The 20,935-nt window shown below is 62.8% G+C and carries 18 protein-coding genes, 2 tRNA genes and 1 pseudogene; 7 read left to right on the forward strand and 14 right to left on the reverse strand.

The features are described from left to right. Window positions 1–32 precede the first annotated feature (32 nt). Both argS and P9273_RS04825 read right to left on the reverse strand, forming a co-directional pair. Entirely contained in the window at window positions 33–1,790 is a 1,758-nt protein-coding gene (gene argS, locus P9273_RS04820) for an arginine--tRNA ligase (protein ID WP_278047876.1), read from the reverse strand. A 61-nt stretch (window positions 1,791–1,851) separates the two neighbouring features. Beyond that, complete coding sequence (locus P9273_RS04825; protein WP_278047877.1) at window positions 1,852–3,081, reverse strand: deoxyguanosinetriphosphate triphosphohydrolase; 1,230 nt, start codon at window positions 3,079–3,081, stop codon at window positions 1,852–1,854. Window positions 3,082–3,151: 70 nt separating this feature from the next. Between P9273_RS04825 and erpA the strand changes: the two genes are divergently transcribed. The 5 genes from erpA to P9273_RS04850 all read left to right on the forward strand — a co-directional run bounded on the left by erpA (window position 3,152) and on the right by P9273_RS04850 (window position 5,679). Next, window positions 3,152–3,499 (forward strand): iron-sulfur cluster insertion protein ErpA, encoded by a 348-nt coding sequence (gene erpA, locus P9273_RS04830; protein WP_278047878.1) that lies wholly within the window; start codon window positions 3,152–3,154, stop codon window positions 3,497–3,499. A gap of 4 nt (window positions 3,500–3,503) precedes the next feature. Next, a complete protein-coding gene (locus tag P9273_RS04835; RefSeq protein WP_278047879.1) occupies window positions 3,504–4,019 on the forward strand; it encodes a hypothetical protein in 516 nt (171 codons plus the stop codon). Next, window positions 4,016–4,420 (forward strand): VOC family protein, encoded by a 405-nt coding sequence (locus P9273_RS04840; RefSeq protein WP_278047880.1) that lies wholly within the window; start codon window positions 4,016–4,018, stop codon window positions 4,418–4,420. Before P9273_RS04835 ends, P9273_RS04840 begins: the two co-directional genes overlap by 4 nt. Next, a complete protein-coding gene (gene xth, locus P9273_RS04845; protein WP_278047881.1) occupies window positions 4,417–5,211 on the forward strand; it encodes an exodeoxyribonuclease III in 795 nt (264 codons plus the stop codon). The genes P9273_RS04840 and xth overlap by 4 nt, the downstream gene beginning before the upstream one ends. 174 nt (window positions 5,212–5,385) lie before the next feature. Then, window positions 5,386–5,679, forward strand: coding sequence for a hypothetical protein (locus P9273_RS04850; protein WP_278047882.1), 294 nt, complete (start codon window positions 5,386–5,388; stop codon window positions 5,677–5,679). 42 nt (window positions 5,680–5,721) lie between these two features. On the opposite strand, the gene P9273_RS04855 is transcribed toward P9273_RS04850, so the two are convergent. From P9273_RS04855 to P9273_RS04895, 9 genes are all read right to left on the reverse strand, one after another. Continuing rightward, window positions 5,722–6,549, reverse strand: coding sequence for a tetratricopeptide repeat protein (locus P9273_RS04855; protein WP_041004130.1), 828 nt, complete (start codon window positions 6,547–6,549; stop codon window positions 5,722–5,724). After that, on the reverse strand, window positions 6,536–8,260 hold the full coding sequence (gene ilvD / locus P9273_RS04860; RefSeq protein ID WP_278047883.1) for a dihydroxy-acid dehydratase: 1,725 nt from the start codon (window positions 8,258–8,260) through the stop codon (window positions 6,536–6,538). The genes P9273_RS04855 and ilvD overlap by 14 nt, the downstream gene beginning before the upstream one ends. 289 nt (window positions 8,261–8,549) lie before the next feature. Continuing rightward, window positions 8,550–9,779, reverse strand: coding sequence for an OmpP1/FadL family transporter (locus P9273_RS04865; RefSeq protein ID WP_278047884.1), 1,230 nt, complete (start codon window positions 9,777–9,779; stop codon window positions 8,550–8,552). Window positions 9,780–10,139: 360 nt separating this feature from the next. Beyond that, complete coding sequence (locus P9273_RS04870) at window positions 10,140–12,923, reverse strand: valine--tRNA ligase (RefSeq protein ID WP_278047885.1); 2,784 nt, start codon at window positions 12,921–12,923, stop codon at window positions 10,140–10,142. Between the two features lie 213 nt (window positions 12,924–13,136). Beyond that, entirely contained in the window at window positions 13,137–13,964 is an 828-nt protein-coding gene (locus P9273_RS04875; protein WP_041004121.1) for a PopZ family protein, read from the reverse strand. A 226-nt stretch (window positions 13,965–14,190) separates the two neighbouring features. Continuing rightward, window positions 14,191–15,570, reverse strand: coding sequence for a TolC family outer membrane protein (locus P9273_RS04880; RefSeq protein ID WP_278047886.1), 1,380 nt, complete (start codon window positions 15,568–15,570; stop codon window positions 14,191–14,193). Window positions 15,571–15,757: 187 nt separating this feature from the next. Next, entirely contained in the window at window positions 15,758–16,432 is a 675-nt protein-coding gene (locus tag P9273_RS04885) for a protein-L-isoaspartate O-methyltransferase family protein (protein WP_278047887.1), read from the reverse strand. Window positions 16,433–16,518: 86 nt separating this feature from the next. Then, window positions 16,519–16,592: transfer RNA gene (locus tag P9273_RS04890), tRNA-Cys, on the reverse strand. A 164-nt stretch (window positions 16,593–16,756) separates the two neighbouring features. Continuing rightward, the gene (locus tag P9273_RS04895; protein ID WP_041004115.1) at window positions 16,757–17,017 is read right to left on the reverse strand and encodes a hypothetical protein; all 261 of its coding nucleotides are present in this window, start codon (window positions 17,015–17,017) and stop codon (window positions 16,757–16,759) included. Between the two features lie 208 nt (window positions 17,018–17,225). Between P9273_RS04895 and P9273_RS04900 the strand changes: the two genes are divergently transcribed. Beyond that, window positions 17,226–17,300: transfer RNA gene (locus tag P9273_RS04900), tRNA-Asn, on the forward strand. Here the strand turns inward: P9273_RS04900 and P9273_RS32325 are convergent. The 3 genes and pseudogenes from P9273_RS32325 to P9273_RS04910 all read right to left on the reverse strand — a co-directional run. Next, window positions 17,259–17,996, reverse strand: a complete 738-nt coding sequence (locus tag P9273_RS32325) for a zinc ribbon domain-containing protein (RefSeq protein WP_442920194.1) — start codon at window positions 17,994–17,996, stop codon at window positions 17,259–17,261. The genes P9273_RS04900 and P9273_RS32325 overlap by 42 nt on opposite strands. Window positions 17,997–18,250: 254 nt before the next feature. Continuing rightward, entirely contained in the window at window positions 18,251–18,835 is a 585-nt protein-coding gene (locus P9273_RS04905; RefSeq protein ID WP_278047888.1) for a hypothetical protein, read from the reverse strand. Beyond that, window positions 18,832–19,400: pseudogene (locus tag P9273_RS04910) on the reverse strand (transposase); the annotation flags it as partial. The pseudogene P9273_RS04910 and the gene P9273_RS04905, both read right to left, overlap by 4 nt. A gap of 687 nt (window positions 19,401–20,087) precedes the next feature. Here P9273_RS04910 and P9273_RS04915 point away from each other — a divergent pair. Beyond that, a complete protein-coding gene (locus P9273_RS04915; RefSeq protein ID WP_278047889.1) occupies window positions 20,088–20,294 on the forward strand; it encodes a hypothetical protein in 207 nt (68 codons plus the stop codon). The last annotated feature ends 641 nt before the right edge of the window (window positions 20,295–20,935 follow it).

Genomic DNA, 20,935 nt, shown 5'->3' on the forward strand with positions numbered 1-20,935 from the left:
TGGGCAAAAGGTGACAGGTTTTTTAGTCAAACCTAACGCATTTCAGTGGGCGCGTCTGCCCCGATCAGCGTCAGGCCGGAGGTCAAAACATCCGAAACAGCCTGCACCAGCCCTAGTCTGGCATAGGTTGATTCTCGGTCGTTAACCTTAACAAAACGTAAGTCTTGATTGTCGTTGCCGCGATTCCATTGCGCATGGAAGCTGGAAGCCAGATCATAAAGGTAGAATGCGAGCCGGTGCGGCTCCAGCGAAAGCGCTGCGGACTCGATCAGCCGCGGGTATTCAGCCAGCTTCCGGATCAACGCGATTTCGCCCTCGTCGGCCAGCGCAGCCACCGAGGCCGCGAGCCGGTTGCGGTCGAAATTCGCCTCGCCGAGCTGCTCGCTCGCCTGCCTGAAGACGGAATGGCAGCGCGCCGAGGCGTATTGCACATAGAACACCGGATTGTCCTTCGACTGCTCAGTGACCTTGGCGAAGTCGAAATCGAGCGGCGCGTCGTTCTTGCGGTAAAGCATCATGAAGCGGATCGGGTCGCGGCCGACCTCCTCCACCACGTCGCGCAGCGTGACGAAATCGCCGGACCGCTTCGACATCCGGACCGGCTCGCCGTCGCGGAACAATTTGACGAGCTGGCAAAGCAGCACGGTGAGGTTGACCGTGTCGCCGGCAACCGCCCGCGCCAGCGCTTCGAGCCGCTTGACGTAGCCGCCATGGTCGGCGCCGAGCACATAGATCAGATCGACGAAGCCGCGCTCGACCTTGTCCTTGAGATAGGCGACGTCGGCGGCGAAATAGGTGAACGAGCCGTCGGACTTGACCAGCGCCCGATCCATGTCATCACCGACCGCGGTGGAGCGGAACAGCGTCTGCTCGCGGTCTTCCCAGTCGTCCGGCTTCTCGCCTTTCGGCGGCGGCAGCTTGCCCTTGTAGATATGCCCCTTGAGCGTCAGGTCGGCGATCGCCGCCCGGATCTTCTTCGCGTTGTCGGCATGCAGCGTGCGCTCGGAGAAAAACACGTCGTGATGCACGTTGAGCAACGCCAGATCCTCGCGGATCATCGCCATCATCGCATCGACCGTGCGGTCCTTGACGATCGCCAGCGCTTCCTCTTCCGGCATTTGCAGCAGGTCACGGCCGAATTCCTTGGCCAGCGCCTGGCCGACAGGGACCAGATAGTCGCCGGGATAGAGACCGGACGGGATCTCGCCGATGTCGTCGCCGAGCGCCTCGCGGTAGCGCAGGAACGCAGAGCGGCCGAGCACGTCGATCTGCGAGCCGGCATCGTTGATGACATATTCCTTGGTCACGTCGTAACCGGCGAAGGCCATCAGATTGGCGAGCGTGTCGCCGACCACGGCGCCGCGGCAATGGCCGACATGCATCGGGCCCGTCGGGTTGGCCGAGACATATTCGACATTGGCCTTGCGACCGCCGCCGATGGTCGAGCGGCCATAATTGCGCCCCTCGCCGAGCAGCGCAGCCAGATGCCCGTGCCAGAACGCGTTCTTGAGCCGGAGATTGACGAAGCCAGGGCCGGCAATCTCGGCCGAGGCAATATCGGCGTCGGCTCGCAGCGCTTCGGCGAGTTTCTCGGCAAGTGCGCGCGGGTTCTGGCCGGTGGGTTTGGCCAGCACCATCGCCGCGTTGGTGGCGAGGTCGCCATGGCTGGCGTCGCGCGGCGGCTCGACCGCGATACGCGACAGGTCGAGGGCGGCCCCTTCCTTGTCCTTCAGGTCAAGGGTTTCGACGGCCTTTACGATCCGCGCGTTGAAATCGGCGAAGATATTCATTGGAAGTGCTCTGGGCTTTAAGAGACGACCGGCCTAAGGGCCGGCAAAATCGAGGCTCGCCCTAGCTCAAATCGGGCGTATGGTCAAACAGACGCCGGTGTTCCTTCAAGGCATAGGTGTCGGTCATACCGGCCAGGAAGTCGGCGACGCTGCGCGCCTTGATGCGATCCTCGGCCTTGTCGAGCCCTTCGCGCCAACCATCGGGCATGGCGCGCGGATCGGCGAAATAGACGTCGAACAGCTCGCGCACGATGCGCTCGGCGTCCGCCCGCACCCGCATCACTTCCGGGTGCCGGTAGAGATGCTTGTAGAGGAAAGCCTTCAATTCCTTCTCGGCCGCGGCCATGCCTGCCGAAAACGTCACCAGGGTCTCGCCGGCTGTCCGCACCGCATCGGCGCTGTCCGGTTTCAGACGCTCGATATTGGCGGTGGTCGATGCGATGACATCCTCGACCATCAGCGTGATCTGCCGGCGCATCAGCTCATGGCCGGTGCGGACATCGTCGAGCTGAGGGTATCTGGCGCGCACGCCGTCCAGGATCGAGCCCGGCAGGCCGACCCCTTGCAGCATGTCCAGCGTCAGCAGGCCGGCGCGCAGGCCGTCATCTATGTCATGGGTATTGTAGGCGATGTCGTCGGCGATCGCGGCGCACTGCGCCTCGATGCCGGCGAAACAGTCGAGCTCGAGGTCGTGCAGTTCCGAATAATCGCGGATCGCCTGCGGCACCGGCCCCTTGAGCCCCTTCCCGCTCGCGTCGGTCAACGGGCCGTTATGCTTGACCAGCCCCTCCAGCGTTTCCCAGGTGAGGTTCAGCCCGTCGAATTCGGCATAGCGCCGCTCGAGCCGCGTCACCACGCGCAGCGACTGCGCGTTGTGATCGAAGCCGCCCCAGGCCGCCATCTTCTCGTTGAGCGCGTCCTCGCCTGTATGGCCGAAGGGCGTGTGGCCGAAATCGTGGACAAGCGCCACGGCCTCGGCGAGGTCCTCGTCGCCGCGCAACGCCCGCGCCAGGGCGCGGGCGATCTGCGCCACCTCGATCGAGTGCGTCAGCCGGGTGCGATAATGGTCGCCCTCATGCGCGACGAAGACCTGGGTCTTGTGCTTCAGCCGGCGAAAGGCGGTGGAATGGATGATGCGGTCGCGGTCGCGCTGGAAGGGCGTGCGCGTCGGGCTTTCCGGCTCCTCGAACAGGCGGCCGCGCGAGCGCGCCGGGTCGCTCGCATAGGCCGCGCGCGGCCGGTAGCCGAACCCGATCTCGCCGAGAGCATCCTTGCCCTGCCGCTCGTCCATTGACCCACCAGTTGACTTGGCCCCGCCCGCTTCATACCTATCATGGGAAACCGAAAGCAAGGTGACGCCGATGGGCGCGGATGCCAAGACTGCCATGAAGGTCGAAATGACCGACGCCGCGGCAAAGCGGATTGCCAGGATCGTTGCCGGCGAGCCGGGCAAGACCGCTCTGCGCGTCTCCGTCGAAGGCGGCGGCTGCTCCGGTTTCTCGTACAAATTTGACCTGGTGGGCCACCGCAACGATGACGACGTCGCCATCGAGAAGGACGGCGCGACCATCCTGATCGACGATCTGTCGCTGGTCTATATGGGTGGCTCGGTCATCGATTTCGTCGACGACCTGATGGGCCAGTCCTTCCAGATCCGGAACCCGAACGCGGTCGCCTCCTGCGGTTGCGGCACGAGTTTCTCCATTTGAAGACATGAAGCCGTTTCTCGAGGCCAACGAGGATCCGGTCACGGTTCTTGTTGCCCGCGAGATGGAAGCCACTTCCGATGCCGACATCGTCGATTGGGCTGGCCGTCACGTCGCGCCACTAAGCTATGCCGACGACGCCGACTATCTCCAGCTGGTGCGCTGCAACCCAGGAAATGCGGTTGCCCTTGGAAAAGCGCCTAGCCATCTGGCGTCGCTCGTCGTGCGGAGGTTCCCTGATTTCAATTGCGACTCTGCGAAAGCCGCCGAGATAGCGCGGCAGGTGTTCCTGAAGCGCATCCGCACCTACCTTCATGGCGACGTCGAACCGCTCCAGATCTGCCGAATGGTCCGCCTCATAGAGGAAAAATACGACTATCCGAGCTGGCTCGGCGGCCTCTACGACGCTTGTGACTGGATGGATGAACGCACGACCCGCGACCAGGCGTTGCATCTCAGGAACGCCATCGAGCAGATCCTCTCAGATAATGGCAGTACTCAACTTCCGGAAGCGGTTGAATGAGCAACGTCGGCGCGGTCCGTCAGATCGCGCTCTCGGCCGGCCGCGATCTCGACGCGACGCTGGCCTTCTGGCAGAGCGTGCTCGGGATGAGCGTGCACGCCCGCTATGACCCGCCAGGCATGGCCTTCATCCTGGCCGGCGACGTGAGGCTCCTCTTCACCGACGGCGTTCCCGCCGGCACCGTCTATCTCGACATCGCTGGCCTCGAAGCCTTCCATGCGCAGGCGAAAGCCGCGGGCATTCCCTTCACCGCGCCGCCCACGATGGTCCATCGCGACACCGAGGGCCGGTTCGGTCCGGCGGGGGAAAGCGAATGGATGGCCTTTCTAAAAGACCCGGCAGGCAATACGATTGGGCTTGTCGAACGCCTTCCGTCCGAACCGCATTGGGGCCGCCCATGAAGATCGTCACCTGGAACATCAACGGCGTTCGCGCCCGCATCGGCAACCTCACCCACTGGCTGACCGAAAGCGCGCCGGACATCGTTTGCCTGCAGGAGATCAAGACGGTCGACGAGCAGTTCCCACGCGCCGAGATCGAGACGCTGGGCTACAACGTCGAAACCAACGGCCAGAAGAGCTTCAACGGCGTCGCGATTCTGTCGAAGCTGCCTTTCGACGAGGTCAATCGCGGTCTGCCGGGCGACGATGCGGACGACCATGCCCGCTTCATCGAAGGCGTCTTTTCAACCGATCAGGGCGCCCTGCGCGTCGCTTCGCTTTATCTGCCCAACGGCAATCCGGTCGACGATGAACGGAAGTTTTCCTATAAGCTCGCCTGGATGGCGCGGCTGGAGCGCTGGGCGGAAGAGCGGCTGCGGCTCGAGGAAGCACTGGTGCTGGCCGGCGACTACAACGTCATTCCGGAGCCCGCCGATGCCCGGTTTCCCGAAAACTGGCTGCGCGACGCGCTGTTCCAGCCGCAGACGAGGCAGGCCTTCCGCCGGCTGAAGAATCTCGGCTTCACGGAAGCGGTGCGCTCCGTGACCGACTCGGCCGGCGTATACACTTTTTGGGATTATCAGGCTGGCGCCTGGCAGAAGAACAACGGCATCCGCATCGACCACCTGCTGCTCTCGCCGGAAGCCGCCAACCGCTTCTCGTCGGCTTCGGTGGAAAAGCACGTCCGCGCCTGGGAAAAGCCGTCTGACCACGTGCCGGTCGCGATCGAACTCAGCCTGCAACCCGCCTGAGAATTTCCAGCCCTTAGAGCATGTCTCCCGAAAGTAGAACCGGTTTCGGGGCAAAGACATGGGTAAAATCAGGAATCTCAAGCGCAGGGAGCGAACCTGAAAGATCGCGACCCGCTTTAGGACCCAGATATCGCCACAAATCCCATCTTTGATGCGAATTGCTGTGGGGGTTGAATGGCGATCCGAATTCTTTTCAGGCTGGTCGGCCTTGCTTTTGCGCTTGCCGCGCCGACGCTGGCGCTGGCGGCGCCGACCTGTTTAGCAAACGGCAAATCGTTCAATCTCGGCGAGACGGCGTGCCTGACGCTGAACGGCGAAAGTCACCTCGCCCGCTGCGACATGGTCCTCAACAACACGTCCTGGACGAAGATCAAGGATGAATGTCCGGGAGACGCGCCGAAACCGCACCCGACATCGATCTCGACTCCGGCGCCCGGCCCGACGCCGACGGAGCCGACCGAGAACTGAGGCGCTGCCGATCTCGCCCATAGATGGGGGGATTGTCGGCGCTTACTGGTCGCCGTTGTTGCCCTTTGTCAGGATGTCGTCGGCGAGCGAGATCGCGGTCCGGCGATCGGCCTCACCGGCCGCGGCGAAAGCCTCCTCCTGCATGCTGCGGATCCAGGGCTGGTCGGCGGCCGGAGCCCGCTCAAGCGCGGCCGTCATCATCGCCAGGCCGCGCACGATCTTGCCGCTCTGGAACAGGAGATTGCCGAGCGTCGCCTGCGCGCCGGCATGGCCCTTCTCGGCCGCCAATTGCAGCCAGCGGCCGGCCTGCTTGACGCTGGCCTTCACGCCGCCCTCGCCCTTCAGGAACATGCGGCCGATCTCGAACTGCGCATTCGGGTTGCGGTAGTTGGCGGCGGCGCGCATGTAATACTCCTGCGCCGCGACATCGTTCTCCTCGACCGGCGTGCCGGGAATGCCCTTGCGCAGATAGTCGCCGAGCGCCACCAGCGCGTCCGACACATAGCTTTCTTCCGGCGAGCCGGGCTCGACATCCTGGTCGACGATCTCCGAGAAGAACTTGAAGGCGGCATAGTCGTCGCGCGTCACCCCGTCGCCTTCGGCATACATGCGCGCAAGCTTCCAGGTGGCACCGATCTGGCCGTTTTCGGCGGCGTATTTATAGGCCTCGACCGCCTGGTCCTTGTGGCCGCTCTTGTAAGCGGAGAAGCCGAACTGGAACACCGCCCAAGGGCTCGACTGCGGCTTCACGCCGGTCTTGTCGTCGAACACCTTGTCGTCGAAGGCCATGGCCTGCCCGACGGCGCCCAAGGTCGCAAGCGCGACCAGTGCCGAAAAGACAGACGACCTCAACACCTCAGATGTCCGCATAGCAGTGCGTTTCTTCCGCCGCACCCGGATGGGTCACCGCACCGTCGCGGGCCGACCCTACGGTCTGCGCATATTTCCAGATCACGCCGGACTGATAATCGGTCTTGCGCGGCTTCCATTTCTTTGCCCGGGCCGCCAGTTCTGCGTCCGACAGGGCCACTTCGATGGTGCCCTTCACGGCGTCGATCGAGATCACGTCGCCATCCTTGATCAGGCCGATCGGCCCGCCGACCGCCGCCTCCGGCCCGACATGGCCGATGCAGAAGCCGCGCGTGGCGCCGGAGAAGCGCCCGTCGGTGATCAGCGCCACCTTGCCGCCCATGCCCTGACCGTAGAGCGCCGCCGTCGTCGACAGCATCTCGCGCATGCCAGGACCGCCGCGCGGCCCCTCGTAGCGGATGACGAGAACCTCGCCTTCCCGATAGCTGCGCTGCGTGACTGCTTCGAAGCACTCCTCTTCCGAATCGAAGCAGCGCGCCGGGCCTGAGAATTTCAGTTCCGACATGCCCGCGACCTTCACGATCGCGCCTTCGGGGGCAAGGTTGCCCTTCAAGCCCACAACGCCGCCTGTCTTGGTGATTGGCCGATCAGCGGGACGCACAACATCCTGGCTCTCATTCCAGGAAACGTGCTCCATATTTTCGGCCAAAGTGCGGCCGGTGACCGTCATACAGTCGCCATGCAGATAGCCGTGGTCGAGCAGCGTCTTCATCAGCAGCGGAATGCCGCCGGCCTCGAACATGTCCTTGGCGACATATTTGCCGCCGGGCTTGAGGTCGGCGATATAGGGTGTCTTCTCGAAGATCGCCGCCACGTCGAACAGATCGAACTTGATGCCGGCCTCATGTGCGATCGCCGGCAAGTGCAGTGCCGCATTGGTCGAGCCGCCGGTGGCCGACACCACGGTCGCGGCATTCTCCAGCGCCTTGCGCGTCACGATGTCGCGCGGCCGGATATTTTTGGCGATCAGCTCCATGACCTTTTCGCCCGAGGCGAAATTGAAGCGGTCGCGCATCTCGTAGGGCGCCGGCGCGCCACAGGAATAGGGCAGAGCCAGGCCGATCGCCTCGGCGACGGTGGCCATGGTGTTGGCCGTGAACTGGGCGCCGCAGGAGCCGGCCGAAGGACAGGCCGCCTGCTCGATCTCGAGCAGCTCGGCGTCGCTGATCGATCCTACCGAATGCTGGCCGACCGCCTCGAACACGTCCTGCACGGTGATCTGCCGGCCGCGATAGCTGCCGGGCAGGATCGAGCCGCCATAGATGAAGATCGACGGCACGTTGAGGCGCACCATCGCCATCATCATGCCGGGCAGCGACTTGTCGCAGCCGGCGAGGCCGACCAGGGCATCGTAGCAATGGCCGCGCATGGTGAGCTCGACCGAATCGGCGATGACCTCGCGCGACACCAGCGAGGACTTCATGCCCTGGTGCCCCATGGCGATGCCGTCGGTGACGGTGATGGTGCAGAACTCACGCGGCGTGCCGTTAGCGGCCGCAACGCCCTTCTTGACCACCTGCGCCTGGCGCATCAGCGAGATGTTGCAGGGGGCAGCCTCGTTCCAGCAGCTGGCGACGCCGACCAAGGGCTGCGCGATCTCGGCCGCCGACAGGCCCATGGCATAGAGGTAGGAGCGATGCGGCGCGCGCGCCGGACCTTCGGTCACGTAGCGGCTGGGCAGCTTGGCCTTGGAGATTACCTTGGCGTCCATATTCGTCCTTGCCGCACACCCCGCGGCCGGTCCCATCGCCGCGCCAACCTGGCACGCATCCCGAGACCTATATCGGGTGCTCCGGGTTTATGGCGGGAAATGGGCGGTTCCCTCTGCCTGACTTCTACAGCAGGGGTTGTTCAGAAAGTGTTGCCAAAACGTCACAATTACACAGGGCGGCGGCGCTGCAGCGAATCTGCAGCAGTGGGCGGAAAGGCGAAGCCAAAGCATCAGCTTTGCAACAAAAAAGGCCGGGAAAGCCCGGCCTTTTCGGTGAATTTTCAGAAGCTTAGAACTTGATCTTAATTCCACCGTTGATAGCGGTGACGAGGTCGTTGCCGAAATCATAACTGGCGTCGTCGCCAATTATCTTGCCGTTCGGGCCGATCACTGTACCGGAATGACCGCTGGTCATCACGCCGATTGCACCGGCCAAACGAACCTCGATGTTGGGCTGGGGGGTATAAGCGACGCCGCCGCCGACAGTCCACGTGTCGGTCTGCGCGCCGTAACCATGCGAGGTGCCACGATCCCAGGAGAGCTGACCCGCAGCGCTCCACTGGTCGTTGAACTTGTGCCCGATGCCGCCCGAAACAGTCCAGCCATCACGATACATCAAGTCGAGCGAAGTCACCTCTGCCGGTGAGTTGCTGAAACAAAGCGAGGACGGAACGCCAACCGGGCAGATCGGCACGCTTTGCAGCGTGCTCCAATTGGTCCACTTGATCGAGCCGAAGGCCAGCCAACCGGGCGCGACGCCGGACTGGAGTTTCAATTCCACCACATCCGGCATGTACTGCGTCGACCCGTAGATCGGGATCGTACCCAAGCCGACGTTGGTCAGGTCCAGTGTGCCTTCGATATTGTCGAGTTTGACCTTGGAATTGTAGACAAGGCTAGCGCGCAGCGCGATATCCGGGATTTCATAGGCGACACCGGCACGCCAGCCCCAGCCACTGCTTGTCAGATCGACGCGGCCAGTTCCCCCGAAGTCGGGCACGAACGGCGACACGAGGTCTTCCTTGAAACCGTAGACCTTCTGATAAAAGACGCCGCCGATAAAGCGGAGCTGACCCTTCCCCGCGTCAAACTTGTACGAGCAGGTTGCCGCGTAGTTGTCGCTCTTGATGTCGGTTTCCATGTTGGAAAACGCACCGTTCCACACACCGGGCGCCGTATGCGCGCCCCAAGGCTGCGAGTAGTCGACCATGCAGTCGACGCCCTGGACAACCTGGGCTTTGACGCCGATGCGCGGCACCCAGTAATCCTCGGATCCCTTGGCCGAGGAACCAAAACCAAGGTCGGCTCCTCCCGGCCCCCTCGCATTCTTGTACTTGCGATCCGGCATCACATAGGTCGCTTCGGCCTCGGTCGCGACCGGCGACGGATCGAAAAGCAGATCGATGTCGTAGCCGCCACGCTCCAGGCCGCCGGCATGCGCGGGATGCATCGCGGCCCCGATCAAAGCGATCGAAAAGCAGCCTGCCCCCGCCAGAGCTTTGAGCCGCAAAATGTTCATGGAAATCCCTCCCCGAATACAAGCGGCTCAAGCTAGAACCAATTCGGGTTAATGACGCAACAACGATTTCAAGGGCTGTACATGTACATCTTGACAGCTCGTATTTTTGCCATGGTCATCGACGCGGCAATTGGCGCTTAAATCACGCCAACCGGCATCGAGCGATCAAAAAAATCCGCAAAAACCACCCAAAACAGGGCAAAACCGGCCGATTTCCGGGCTGTCAGGCCCCATTGTTACATTATGGCAACAATGGGGCGCAAACTTTCCGTTTACGTCAAAATTAACGCAGCGGCACGCTCGTTTTCGAGGCAGCTCACGTACCGGAAAGCACCTCTGAAGCGGCAGCGAATCTTGCCCTCAGCCGGCGTCGCGGACCCTCGCCAAAGCCACCGAAAGCTTCTCCTGCGCCTCGCGATATTCGTCGAGTTTCTCGCGCTCGGCCTCGACCACTTCTTCCGGTGCGTTGGCGACGAATTTATCGTTCGAGAGCTTCTTGTGCAGGCGCGCGATCTCCTCGGTCACCTTGGCCAATTCCTTCTGCAGCCGCGCGGCCTCGGCCTGGAGGTCGATCAGGCTGCCGAGCGGCAGGCTCACCGTCGCCTCGTTGAGCACGATCTGGGCCGAGCCCTTCGGCGGCGCGTCGGCGAGCGCGATATCCCCGACGCGCGCCAGCCGCTTAATCGCCTGGGCGTGACGCTCCAGCCGCTCTTGGGTCAGCGTGTTGGCGCCCATCACCATCAGCGGCGCAATCGCCGCCGGCGGCACATTCATTTCCGAACGCACCGAGCGGATGCCCGAGACAAGATCGACCAGCCAGTTGATATCGGCGGCTGCCTCCTCGTCCTCGAAGTCGGGCGACGGCCAGGCGGCGTGGCAAAGCAGCGAGGAACGCTCCTTGCCCTCGCCAGCGGTCTGCGCCCAAAGCTCCTCGGTCATGAACGGCATCATCGGATGGAGCAGCTTATAGATCTCGTCCAGCACGAAGGCGACGCAGGCCCGGCTTTCGGCCTTGGCGGCTTCGTCGGCGCCCATGAATACCGGCTTCAACAGTTCCAGATACCAGTCGCAGAACAGGTTCCAGACGAAGCGGTAGGCAGCAGTCGCCGCCTCGTTGAAACGATAGCTGGTGATGCCTTCGGTGACGGCGCGCGCCGCCCGCGTCAGCTCGGTCAGAATCCAGCGGTTGACCGGCAGCTTGGCATCGTTCAGCCAGAAAGCGTCGTCGCGCGCCACTTCATTCATCTCGGCGAAGCGCGTCGCGTTCCACAGCTTGGTGCCGAAATTGCGGTAGCCGGCGATGCGGGCCGGATCGAGCTTCACGTCGCGCCCTTGAGCCGCCATGACGGTCAGCGTGAAGCGCAGCGCATCGGCGCCATATTCGTCGATCAGGTCGAGCGGATCGATGACGTTGCCTTTCGACTTCGACATCTTGGCGCCGTTCTTGTCGCGCACCAGCGCATGCACATAGACGGTATGGAACGGCTCCTCGTCCATGAAGTGCAGGCCCATCATCATCATGCGGGCGACCCAGAAGAAGATGATGTCGAAGCCGGTCACCAGCACGTCGGTCTGGTAATAGGTCTTGAGCTCCGGCGTCTGGTCGGGCCAGCCGAGCGTCGAGAACGGCCACAGCGCCGAGGAGAACCAGGTGTCGAGCACGTCCTCGTCGCGGGTCAGGATGTCGCCCGGCTGGAAGTTTTCGAGCTTGTCCTCGACCCAGGCCTTCCATGGCCCTTCCAGCGCAAGGTAATATTCGATGGCGGCGGCCAAAGCCTCTTCCTCGGTCTTCTCGACGAAGACGTGCCCGTCCGGTCCATACCACGCCGGGATCTGGTGGCCCCACCAGAGCTGGCGCGAAATGCACCAGGGCTGGATGTTCTCCATCCAGTCGAAATAGGTCTTTTCCCAGTTCTTCGGCACGAAGTTGGTGCGTCCCTCGCGCACCGAGGCGATCGCCGGCTTGGCGAGCTCGGCAGCGTTGACGTACCACTGGTCGGTCAGGAACGGCTCGATCGGCACGCCGCCGCGGTCGCCATGCGGCACGGTGTGCCGGTGCGGCTCGACCTTCTCCAGAAAGCCGCCGGCTTCCATCAGTTCGACGATCTTCTTGCGGGCAGTGAAGCGGTCGAGCCCGTCCAACTCGTCCCACACCGCCTGGCGCTCGGGCGTCACTTCGAGACCAGCGAGGAAGTCCTCATTGTCCTTGAGCTTGATGGCCGCTTCGATCGTCAGGATGTTGATCGCCGGCAATTTATGGCGCTTGCCGACCTCGAAGTCGTTGAAATCATGCGCCGGCGTGATCTTGACCGCGCCGGAGCCTTTTTCCGGATCGGAATACTCGTCGGCGACGATCGGAATCTTGCGGCCGACGATCGGCAGCACGACGTTGCGGCCGACCAGATCGTTGAAGCGCTCGTCATCGGGATGCACGGCAACGGCCGTGTCGCCGAGCATCGTTTCGGGGCGCGTCGTCGCGACTGTGATGAAGGTCTTCGGGTTCTCGGGGTCGAACGCCTCGCCTTCGATCGGATAGCGGAAGTGCCAGAGATTGCCGTTCACCTCGTGCTGCTCGACCTCGAGGTCGGAAATGGCGGTGAGCAGCTTCGGGTCCCAGTTCACAAGGCGCTTGTCCTTGTAGATGAGGCCTTCCTTGTAGAGCGTGACGAAGACTTCCAGCACCGCCTTGGACAGGCCCTCGTCCATGGTGAAGCGTTCGCGCGACCAGTCGGCCGAGGCGCCGAGCCGCTTCAGCTGGTTGAAGATCGCGCCGCCGGATTCGGCCTTCCACTCCCAGACTTTCTCGATGAATTGCTCGCGCGTCAGGTCGCGGCGGTGGATCTGCTTTTCCATGAGCCGGCGCTCGACCACCATCTGCGTGGCGATGCCGGCGTGATCCATGCCGGGCTGCCAAAGCACGTTCTTGCCGCGCATGCGCTCGAAGCGCACGAGAATGTCCTGCAGCGTGTTGTTGAGCGCATGGCCCATATGCAACGAGCCGGTAACGTTGGGCGGCGGGATGACGATGGTGAAGGCTTCGGCCCCTTCCTCCGCGCCGGCGCCGGCCCGGAAGGCGTCGGCCTCTTCCCAGATTTTTGCGATCTTCGGCTCGACGGCTTTGGCGTCGTATGTCTTTTCAAGCATGGAGGAAGTCCGGACTGTCGGGAACAAGCGTCCGGTGTAAATCGGAAGGGCTTGGCCGAGTCAACCGCGAGAAGCTGCGATCGCTGCTACAGATAGGATTACCGCAGCCAGCGGCAATCCCGCCTGAGCCGGGACAACGGCACACCCAGCCCAGCCCCTTAACAAAAGCGCCGCCCCGAAGGCGACGCTTTCAGCCTGCCCAGTCCGGCGGCTTTACTGCGCCCCGCGCGCCACGCGCTCGATCTCCTCGCGCACCAGCCTTTCGACCAGCGTCGGCAAATTGTTGTCGAGCCAATCCTGCAGCATCGGCCGCAGCATCTCCTCGGCCATCTCGTCGAAACCCTTCTTGCCGCGGCTGGCGAAAGCGTCGGAAAGCTCGCCGAAGGCCGCGGCGACCTGCCGGCCCGTATGTTCCGAAAGGATCGCGGGCCGAGCCGGCTGCGCCTCCGGTTCGGATGCCCGCGAGCCGCCGGCTTGCGCGGATGCAGCCGCCGGTCGAAGCTCTTCCTTCTCGATGTCGACCTTCTCGATCTCGACCCGCGGCGCGGCTTCCGGCGCCCGGGCGCTCGGCTTCGCGGTGACCGTGCTGCCGCCCGCCGCCGCGATTTCCCGCCGCCAATCGGTCACGATGGTCTCGGCGCTCTGCGTTGCGTTTGCCGCCACGGGCTTGCTCGCGGCCGGCGACGCGCTCGATTGAGCAACGCTCCTGGCTCCGACCTCCGACAAGGTGGTCGGCGCGGGCGCCGCCTTGGCAGGCTCGTGGCGAGCCTCGGCGCGCGCCGGAGCAGGATCGGTCGCGGCAAGCTGGGCCTGCACCTCCGCCAGCGTCACCGGCTTGCGGGCGTCGGCATGCAATTCGGAGCGGAAGGCGTCAACCTCGACATTCGGCACGGCAGCGGTGGCCGGCTCCAGGTCCTGGCGCAGTTCGCCGGCCTCGGTCGGCTGCTTGCGCCCGGTGTCGCTGTCTTCGATGATCCTCCGGATGGAAGCCAATATCTCTTCCATGGAAGGTTCGCGCTGCGCGCTGCTTGCCGTCGCCATCGTAACATCCGCCGCCCTAGTGACCTGTTGAATTCCGTTCCTGCCCGGTCCGGAATTCGAATCAACGCCGACAGCGTAACCGACCGATCGTCATCCGAGAATCCCCAATCTGGGGACTGCTTGGATTTCAACAGATTAGGCGACGCGCAACCCGAAGAGCCACCCACAACGACAAACGCCGCGCATCCATCGGACGCGCGGCGTTTGTCGAAGCCTGGACCGGAAATCAGCGCCCGTCAGGCGTGCGCAATCCGTACCATTTGTCCTTGACGGCGTTGTAATGCTCTTCGGGCCTGTATTTGGTGACCGGCAGGCCAAGGCGATCGACCGACAGGCGGCCCATCGCCGACAGGATGGCGTAGCTCGCCACGACCACGTCGCGCTCGGAGCTGGCCTGATTGATCTTGGCGGTGATGACGGCATTCTGCGCGTTCAACACGTCCAGCGTCGTGCGCTGGCCGACATTGCGCTCTTCGATGACGCCGTTGAGCGCCAGCTGCGCGGCATCGATGACCTGCCTGTTGGCATCCACGCTTTCGCGCGCGGCGACATATTGCGTCCAGGCCGAGACCACCGCCTGGCGCACCTGGTCGCGGCTGACATCGACCTGGATGCGCGCTTGGCTGAGCGATTCCTTGTTTTGCCGCACCAGCGCCGAGGTTCGCCCGCCCGAATAGATCGGAATGGTGAGCGTGGCGCCGATATTGGCCGATGTCGAGGTGCCGTTGGTTCCGGTGAGATCGGGAACGGAGTGGCTGTAATTGTCAGAAATGCCCGCGGAGGCCGTCACCTGCGGCAGCAGCGCCCCCTCCGAAGATTTCACCGAGAACGCCGCCGCATCGACGAGATGCTGGGTGGCAAGGATGGCCGGATGTTCGGCGGAAGCGACGGCCAAAGCCGAATCGAGGTTGCCCGGCAACAGCTTGCCCAGCGGCGAGGCCGCCTTGAGCTTGCCCGGCTCGTCGCCGACGATCTGGTGGTAGGTGGCGGCGCTCGCCAGCGCCGTCGCGCGGGCGGCGCTGAGCTGCGCCACGGCCGTGGCGCGCGAGGCATCGGCCTGGGCGACATCGGTGCGGGTGCCCTCGCCGACCTCAAAGCGCGAGCGGGCGGCGCGCGCCTGCTCGGTCAGGAACTGCAGGTTCTGTTCGGTCAGCGCCGCGATCTGGCGGTCGCGAATCACGTCCATATAGGCGCTCGCCGCGTTGAACAGGATGTTCTCTTCGGTGTTGCGCAGGCTTTCGACCGAAGCCTTCACCTGCGATTCGGCGGCGGCGACATTGTTCTTGGTCTGAAACCCGTCGAACAGCGTCTGGTTGATCTGCACGCCGAAACTGCCAGTCGTTATGTTCCGGGTGATGCCTTGCCCGTGGGTGCTGGTATAGTCGATGCTGCCCGAACCGGTGACGGTCGGGCGCCAGCCCGACTTGGCGATGGCAACGCCCTCATCGGTAACGCGCACGCCGGCGCGGGCGGCGTTGAGCTGGGAATTGTATTGGTAGGCTTTGGCGAGGGCGCCCGTGATGGTCTCGGCGGAGGCGGCCAGCGGCGAAAGCGCTGTGGCCGAAACAAGGATAGCTACTAAAACACTCTTGCGTAGAGGCGGCACGTCATTTCCCTCATTCGTTTTGCATGGGAACCACGCCGCGTCAGCCTATCCTTAGTGGATCGACCGCCGCCGCGTTGTTTATCGTTCCCCCGCTGACAGTCTCCCGATAACGCCTGGTTAACCAAATCAGCAACGATTGTCAGACGCAAGCGATCATGACAGCGGCTTCGCTGCAAGGTAAAAACGCTCAGAATTCAAACGCGTGAGCACGTTCGAAGCCCGGTAGTGGCTTAATTGCCGCATTAAAGGCCCGTCTTCCGGTTACAACCCCCCCTGCTTTGAAAAACAGCCGGGCCACGCCAGAGTTGCCCTGTCCTTCGACTGCAACCAGGCGTCCATCTTCCGCAAGCTGGTCGAGCAATGCCTGCGGCACTTCCTCGACGCTGCCGCCGATGAAGATGACGTCGTAAGGTCCCTTGGCGGCGTGCCCCTGCGGCAACGGCCCGGTGACCACCGTGACATTCTGGCAGCCAAGGCTGGAAAGCGTGGATTTGGCGGCCTCCGCCAGCGCGGGATCGCTCTCCAGCGCCACGACGGACCGCGCCAGCCTGGACAGCAATGCGGCGGAATAGCCGGTGCCGCAACCGACATCGAGCACCGAGTCGCTTGCGTCGATCTCGGCCAATTGCAAAAGCTTGGCGAGCGGCGACGGCTCCATCAGGTAGCGCGCGCCGCTGCCATTCGCGCCATCGGAGATGCGGATGTCTTCGTCGATATAGGCCAGATCCTGCTGTCCGGTGCCGACAAAAGCCTCACGCGGAACGGTCAGCATCGCTTCGATGAGCGGTGCGCTGGTTACATCGGTGGTGCGGATCTGGCCGTCGACCATCTTCACGCGGCGTTCGGAGAAATCAGCGCTCATGTCCCAACAATCCGCTCCCCGCGCCCAACACGCGGCTAAAACTTCGACTGGAACCCCGGCGCGGTGCGCTGGAGCCCGCAAGCATCTGGAGGCCTCGCCCGGAATCGAACCGGGGTGCAAGGATTTGCAGTCCTCTGCGTAACCACTCCGCCACGAGGCCTCGCAATGCTCCCGGCGTTCCGAGCGCACTCATTATGTTGGCGCTCAAAGGTCGTCAAGCGCTCGCGCGTCATTCCCGACGCTTTCGCATGGAGCGGCCAAAGTGGTGATTACCAATCGGTTGTCAGGGCTGCGGCATCGCCGCGGCACAGCCGCCGCAGCCTCTCAGTCGGGCCGGCGCCGGCGTTCCCACCAGACGACGAAACGCCGCCGGTGGCGCCGGATCATGGCGAATTCATAGGACAAGACCAGCAGACCGAGCGGAATCATCCAGAAGCCGAGAATCGGCAGAAAGCCCAGAAGCCCGCCCAGGGTAAGCAGCATGCCGATCGCGATTCGCCAGCCGCGCGAGCGCGGCATGGTGAACTCGCGACCGAAGATCGAAATCTTCCGTGCCGGGGCGCCGTCATCGTCCGCTGCGGTCATTCAAGCCAAATCCCATCTGCTGCCTAAGCCATGTCAAGGCGACGACCGGCCGCTTTGTTCCGTGCCGGTGTGAGGCCCCTCATATGTGGGGTCGCCGAACGATGGCACAAATAGCCGCATTAAAAAGTGCAGAAAAATTGCGAATTGCTTCTTTGCAAAGCCGAAAGGTGTTTGCTATAGGCTGCGCCACTCACGTCAGAGCCTCCGTTCCCCGGTAGCTCAGTGGTAGAGCAACCGGCTGTTAACCGGTTGGTCGCTGGTTCGAATCCGGCCCGGGGAGCCATTTCAGTACAGAACTGCGAACGTCGCGCCCCGCCGTGGACACTCTAGGCTTTTCGCCTGACGCGACGAGCGTTCGACAGAGTGAGAGTTTTGATCCCTTGATCAGGATCCGATCGGCTCCAACGTCAACTCGCTGCACCAGCGTTTGCAGATGGTGGCGCCTGAAACTCCCGTTCTCATCCCGGAGGCGCTGCTTGGCACTTTCGGCAAACTTTGCAACAGCCTCTGGCACTATGTGGACCGATTGACTCTTTCGGGTCTCCGAGCGTTCGGCATCGGCTTTGGCGGCATCCCGAATTCTCGTCAATTCGGCGATTCGGTTCTTAAGGGTCAGATCAGTCAACTCGGCCAGACCGTTTTCGATCGCCTCGTACAGTCGTGTGAGCTTCCGCTCAGCATCAGCGGCCCGTCGTCTCAGATGCCCAATCCGGTTCTTCTCGCGGTCGTTTTGCTCTGCCCTTCGTTGCAGCAACCCGGACAGCAGTTCCTGCAGCCTGGCCGGGTTCAACAGCCGCTGTTCCACATAGCTGGCGACCAACTCGTCAAGCTTCTCCATGGGAATTGTTCTCGCAGCCGGTGGGCCCCTGCCGGGCGGTCGTACAACACGTATAAAACGGTACTGTTTGCCCTTTCCCGAGGTGCGAAGGGTCATTGCACCTCCGCAATCCTCGCAGAAGGCGACGCCACCCAAAAGCATCGGGCTGTTCACAAATCGGGGCGCTCGCAATTGCGGGCTTCGCGATCTAAGAAGAAGCCCTGCTTCCCGTCGAGGCTTGAATAGGCGATTGCCGCCCAGATTCCTCTCTCCTCATGCGCAGGCGGACCGGCCGCCAGGTCCGCCGAAACGACCGGTCCGCCACAGATCAAAAGCATGCATAAAGCTGTCACATCAACCTGTCTGTGTCAGTTGGCGTTTCGGATGATCTGAAGGAGACTAGCCGGGCTTTCGCCTCATGTCTCCGAAACTGTCGAACGCAGAAGAGCCTGAATGTGTTCTGGTAGATCGAGTTCGCCCCGTGCCTCGATCTTCAAAAGATATCGGGCCTTGGCCAAGCGATCCCCTTCGCTGACAGCAGGGTAGGCGCAAATGGCCAGTAACGTCCTTTCCTCCTGCCGGCTGGCTCTGTCGTGGTCGCCACTGCTGCCACCCACTTTATGAATCGCCTTCCCGAACGCGGCGTATGCCGTCATGTGCGCTTCAATCAACGCCTGCAGTTTGTCGGTTGTTACTAGGTCTCGACGCATTCCCTTTGCGGCAGAAGCCGTTGCCGCCACTGTCGACCCCAAAACGGCGGCGCCAGAGTGGGCGAGCAAGGCGCGGCGGTTGATCCTGGTCGTGGTGATCTCTCCTCTTCGTTCAACCCTAAGGCACATCGGAAATCCGAAACCTGACCACCGTAACACGATGGCTCGCGCATTCATGTCAGGATGAATGGCGTCATGGCCGAACCAGGCGCCGGCACTCCGGACGCGCCCCTTTGCGGCGTCCATCAGCGTGTTGGGGCCATGCGCTTGAACTGTCGGTCTTCTGCTCATCGATGCGCTCCGGGTCGCTTGCGGGCCTCGTCGTGCGTGCGCCGCCTGGCTTGCCGCCGGATCGTCGAGTGGAACGTGCCGTCGCTCCAGAGCGCGTGCATGATCACCGCCAGCTTGCGCGGCACCGCGACACAGGCCTTGCAGTGGGCAGGAGCGTTTGGCGGTAACTTGGCCCCATCTCTTGACCTTGTCGGAGCCCTTGAAGCGCTTCATCATCAGACGCGACGCCGCCTCGTAGAGCGCGCGCCTGACGTCCGCGTCGCCGGCCTTGGAGATGCACCCCTGGACGAGGATCGTGGAACCGGATTGCCAGCGTCGCGACGTCAGCCCGAACTAGGCCGCGACGTCGCGCGAGAGGCGGAAGCGCGACGGGTCTTCGATCGCCGTGATGAACGAGAGCGCAGTCACCGGGCCGACGCCGGGAATGGCCACGAAGCGCCGGCACATCTCATTGCGCGCAACGATCTTCACGACGGCAGTATTGTCTCCACAGCGCGGCGCGCGCCGTCAGCATGACGTCCATCAGCTCGGCCGACAGCGGATCGTCCGCCACCGCGGCGCGCATCGTCTATTCGAAAGCCGCGCATCCAGAACGCAAGCCTTGGAGGCGTTGTTGATCGGAGCCACGGACCTCGCCTGTCGTGCCATGTTAGGACGGTGTCGGTCTGAAACCCGGTTTTGGCTATGCCGCGTTCCGCCCGGAGTTGTCAGGCAAAAAACACCCGCCGCATCGCACGAGCAGCGGGTGTTAGTTTTGGCAACTTGACTGACGATGAAGGGACTCAAAATCGACAGTCAGGGAGCCAAACGAGATAGCGGGCTGTATGTTTCAGTCGTGGGACCTATGCAATTTGAGGTCCGACTCCAGTCGGAACCGATAGCCGACTGGGTACCGTCGCTCGGAACGATCACTCAGACCTTCCGTTGACCAAACGCCGGAAGCTCCCGCTGGGCGGTTGAGCGCAAGCAGAGGCTCCGGCGTTGGTGGAGGTACGCTCAAAGCAGACTAGGAGCGATAAATATGGAAGATCCTCGGAACAGTGTTTTGGAAGCTCGTTGGCTTCTTGCAGTCCCCGCCTCGCTTGTCCTGACCGTGCTCGTCGCCGGACTTTTGCTTTCCTAGCGTCGCATCGAATTGACTCGGGCATGACACATTTCAGGAGTATCATCCTGATGTCGTCCGCACCAAGGTAGAGGCAAGCGGACGCTTGGGAGCGGTCATCATGCTTTCGCCCCTAGGAGGGAGGTAGGCATGTTGCCATATGGTGTCGCGGATTCCGCCGAACTGGAAACGCTTGCGAGAGTTTTCAACGACTATTGCGCCAACCATCGAATTGTCCACGAGAGCGAGCGCGAGGCGATTGCACTCAAGGTCATGTGCCTTTTCAGGCGCGGCGTGAGTGAGCCCGATCAGCTGTCAGCGGAACTTGAAAAGATAGGCTGGACTGGGCAACTCTAGCTCTATTGGGCGCCCGGCCCGCAAATCCAGTGTCATCTCGATGAGCGGGCCGGGCCGCCCGGTTCCTGTTGCGTTCCGATCCTATTGACCCGACGTCACCTAATGATGCGCGCGCACGATCCCCTTTGGTTTTCGCCTCCGGTGCCGGTGAAGTCCCGCCTGATTGGGGTTCTCTATGAGACGATGCTCGGTAGGATATCATACCAGAGCTCCGAATGAAGAGCAGGACGAACGCGAGCAGCGGACTCTGCTTTCTGTCCCCTTTACGCTGCCGGGACGACGGACGAGGCGAAACCTCGAACAGGTGCTATCAGACCGGGTCCTCCGCAGAAAGTCGGCTAAAGAGCTGCGGCACGACGCGTAGCCGGGTGTATGTTTCGTGCCGCACTACACGGGGGCAAGGAGGCTTCGACAATGCGCATACTGATTCCCCTGCTGGCGACTCTTATGACCGTCGCTGGCAGCACTGGCTTTTCTGCTGCCGATCCGTGGAAGGACGAAAGTGGCCATCGAGTTTGGAAGCATCGGTCAGACGTTGATTATCCCCGGCGTCATGATCGCGACAAAAACGGCAGACGTCTTCAGCACTTATCCGGGATTCCGAAGGGCCATTTGCCACCGCCCGGTGAGTGCAAGAAATG

It is taken from the genome of Mesorhizobium sp. WSM4935 (assembly GCF_029625735.1).
Taxonomy (GTDB): Bacteria; Pseudomonadota; Alphaproteobacteria; order Rhizobiales; family Rhizobiaceae; genus Mesorhizobium.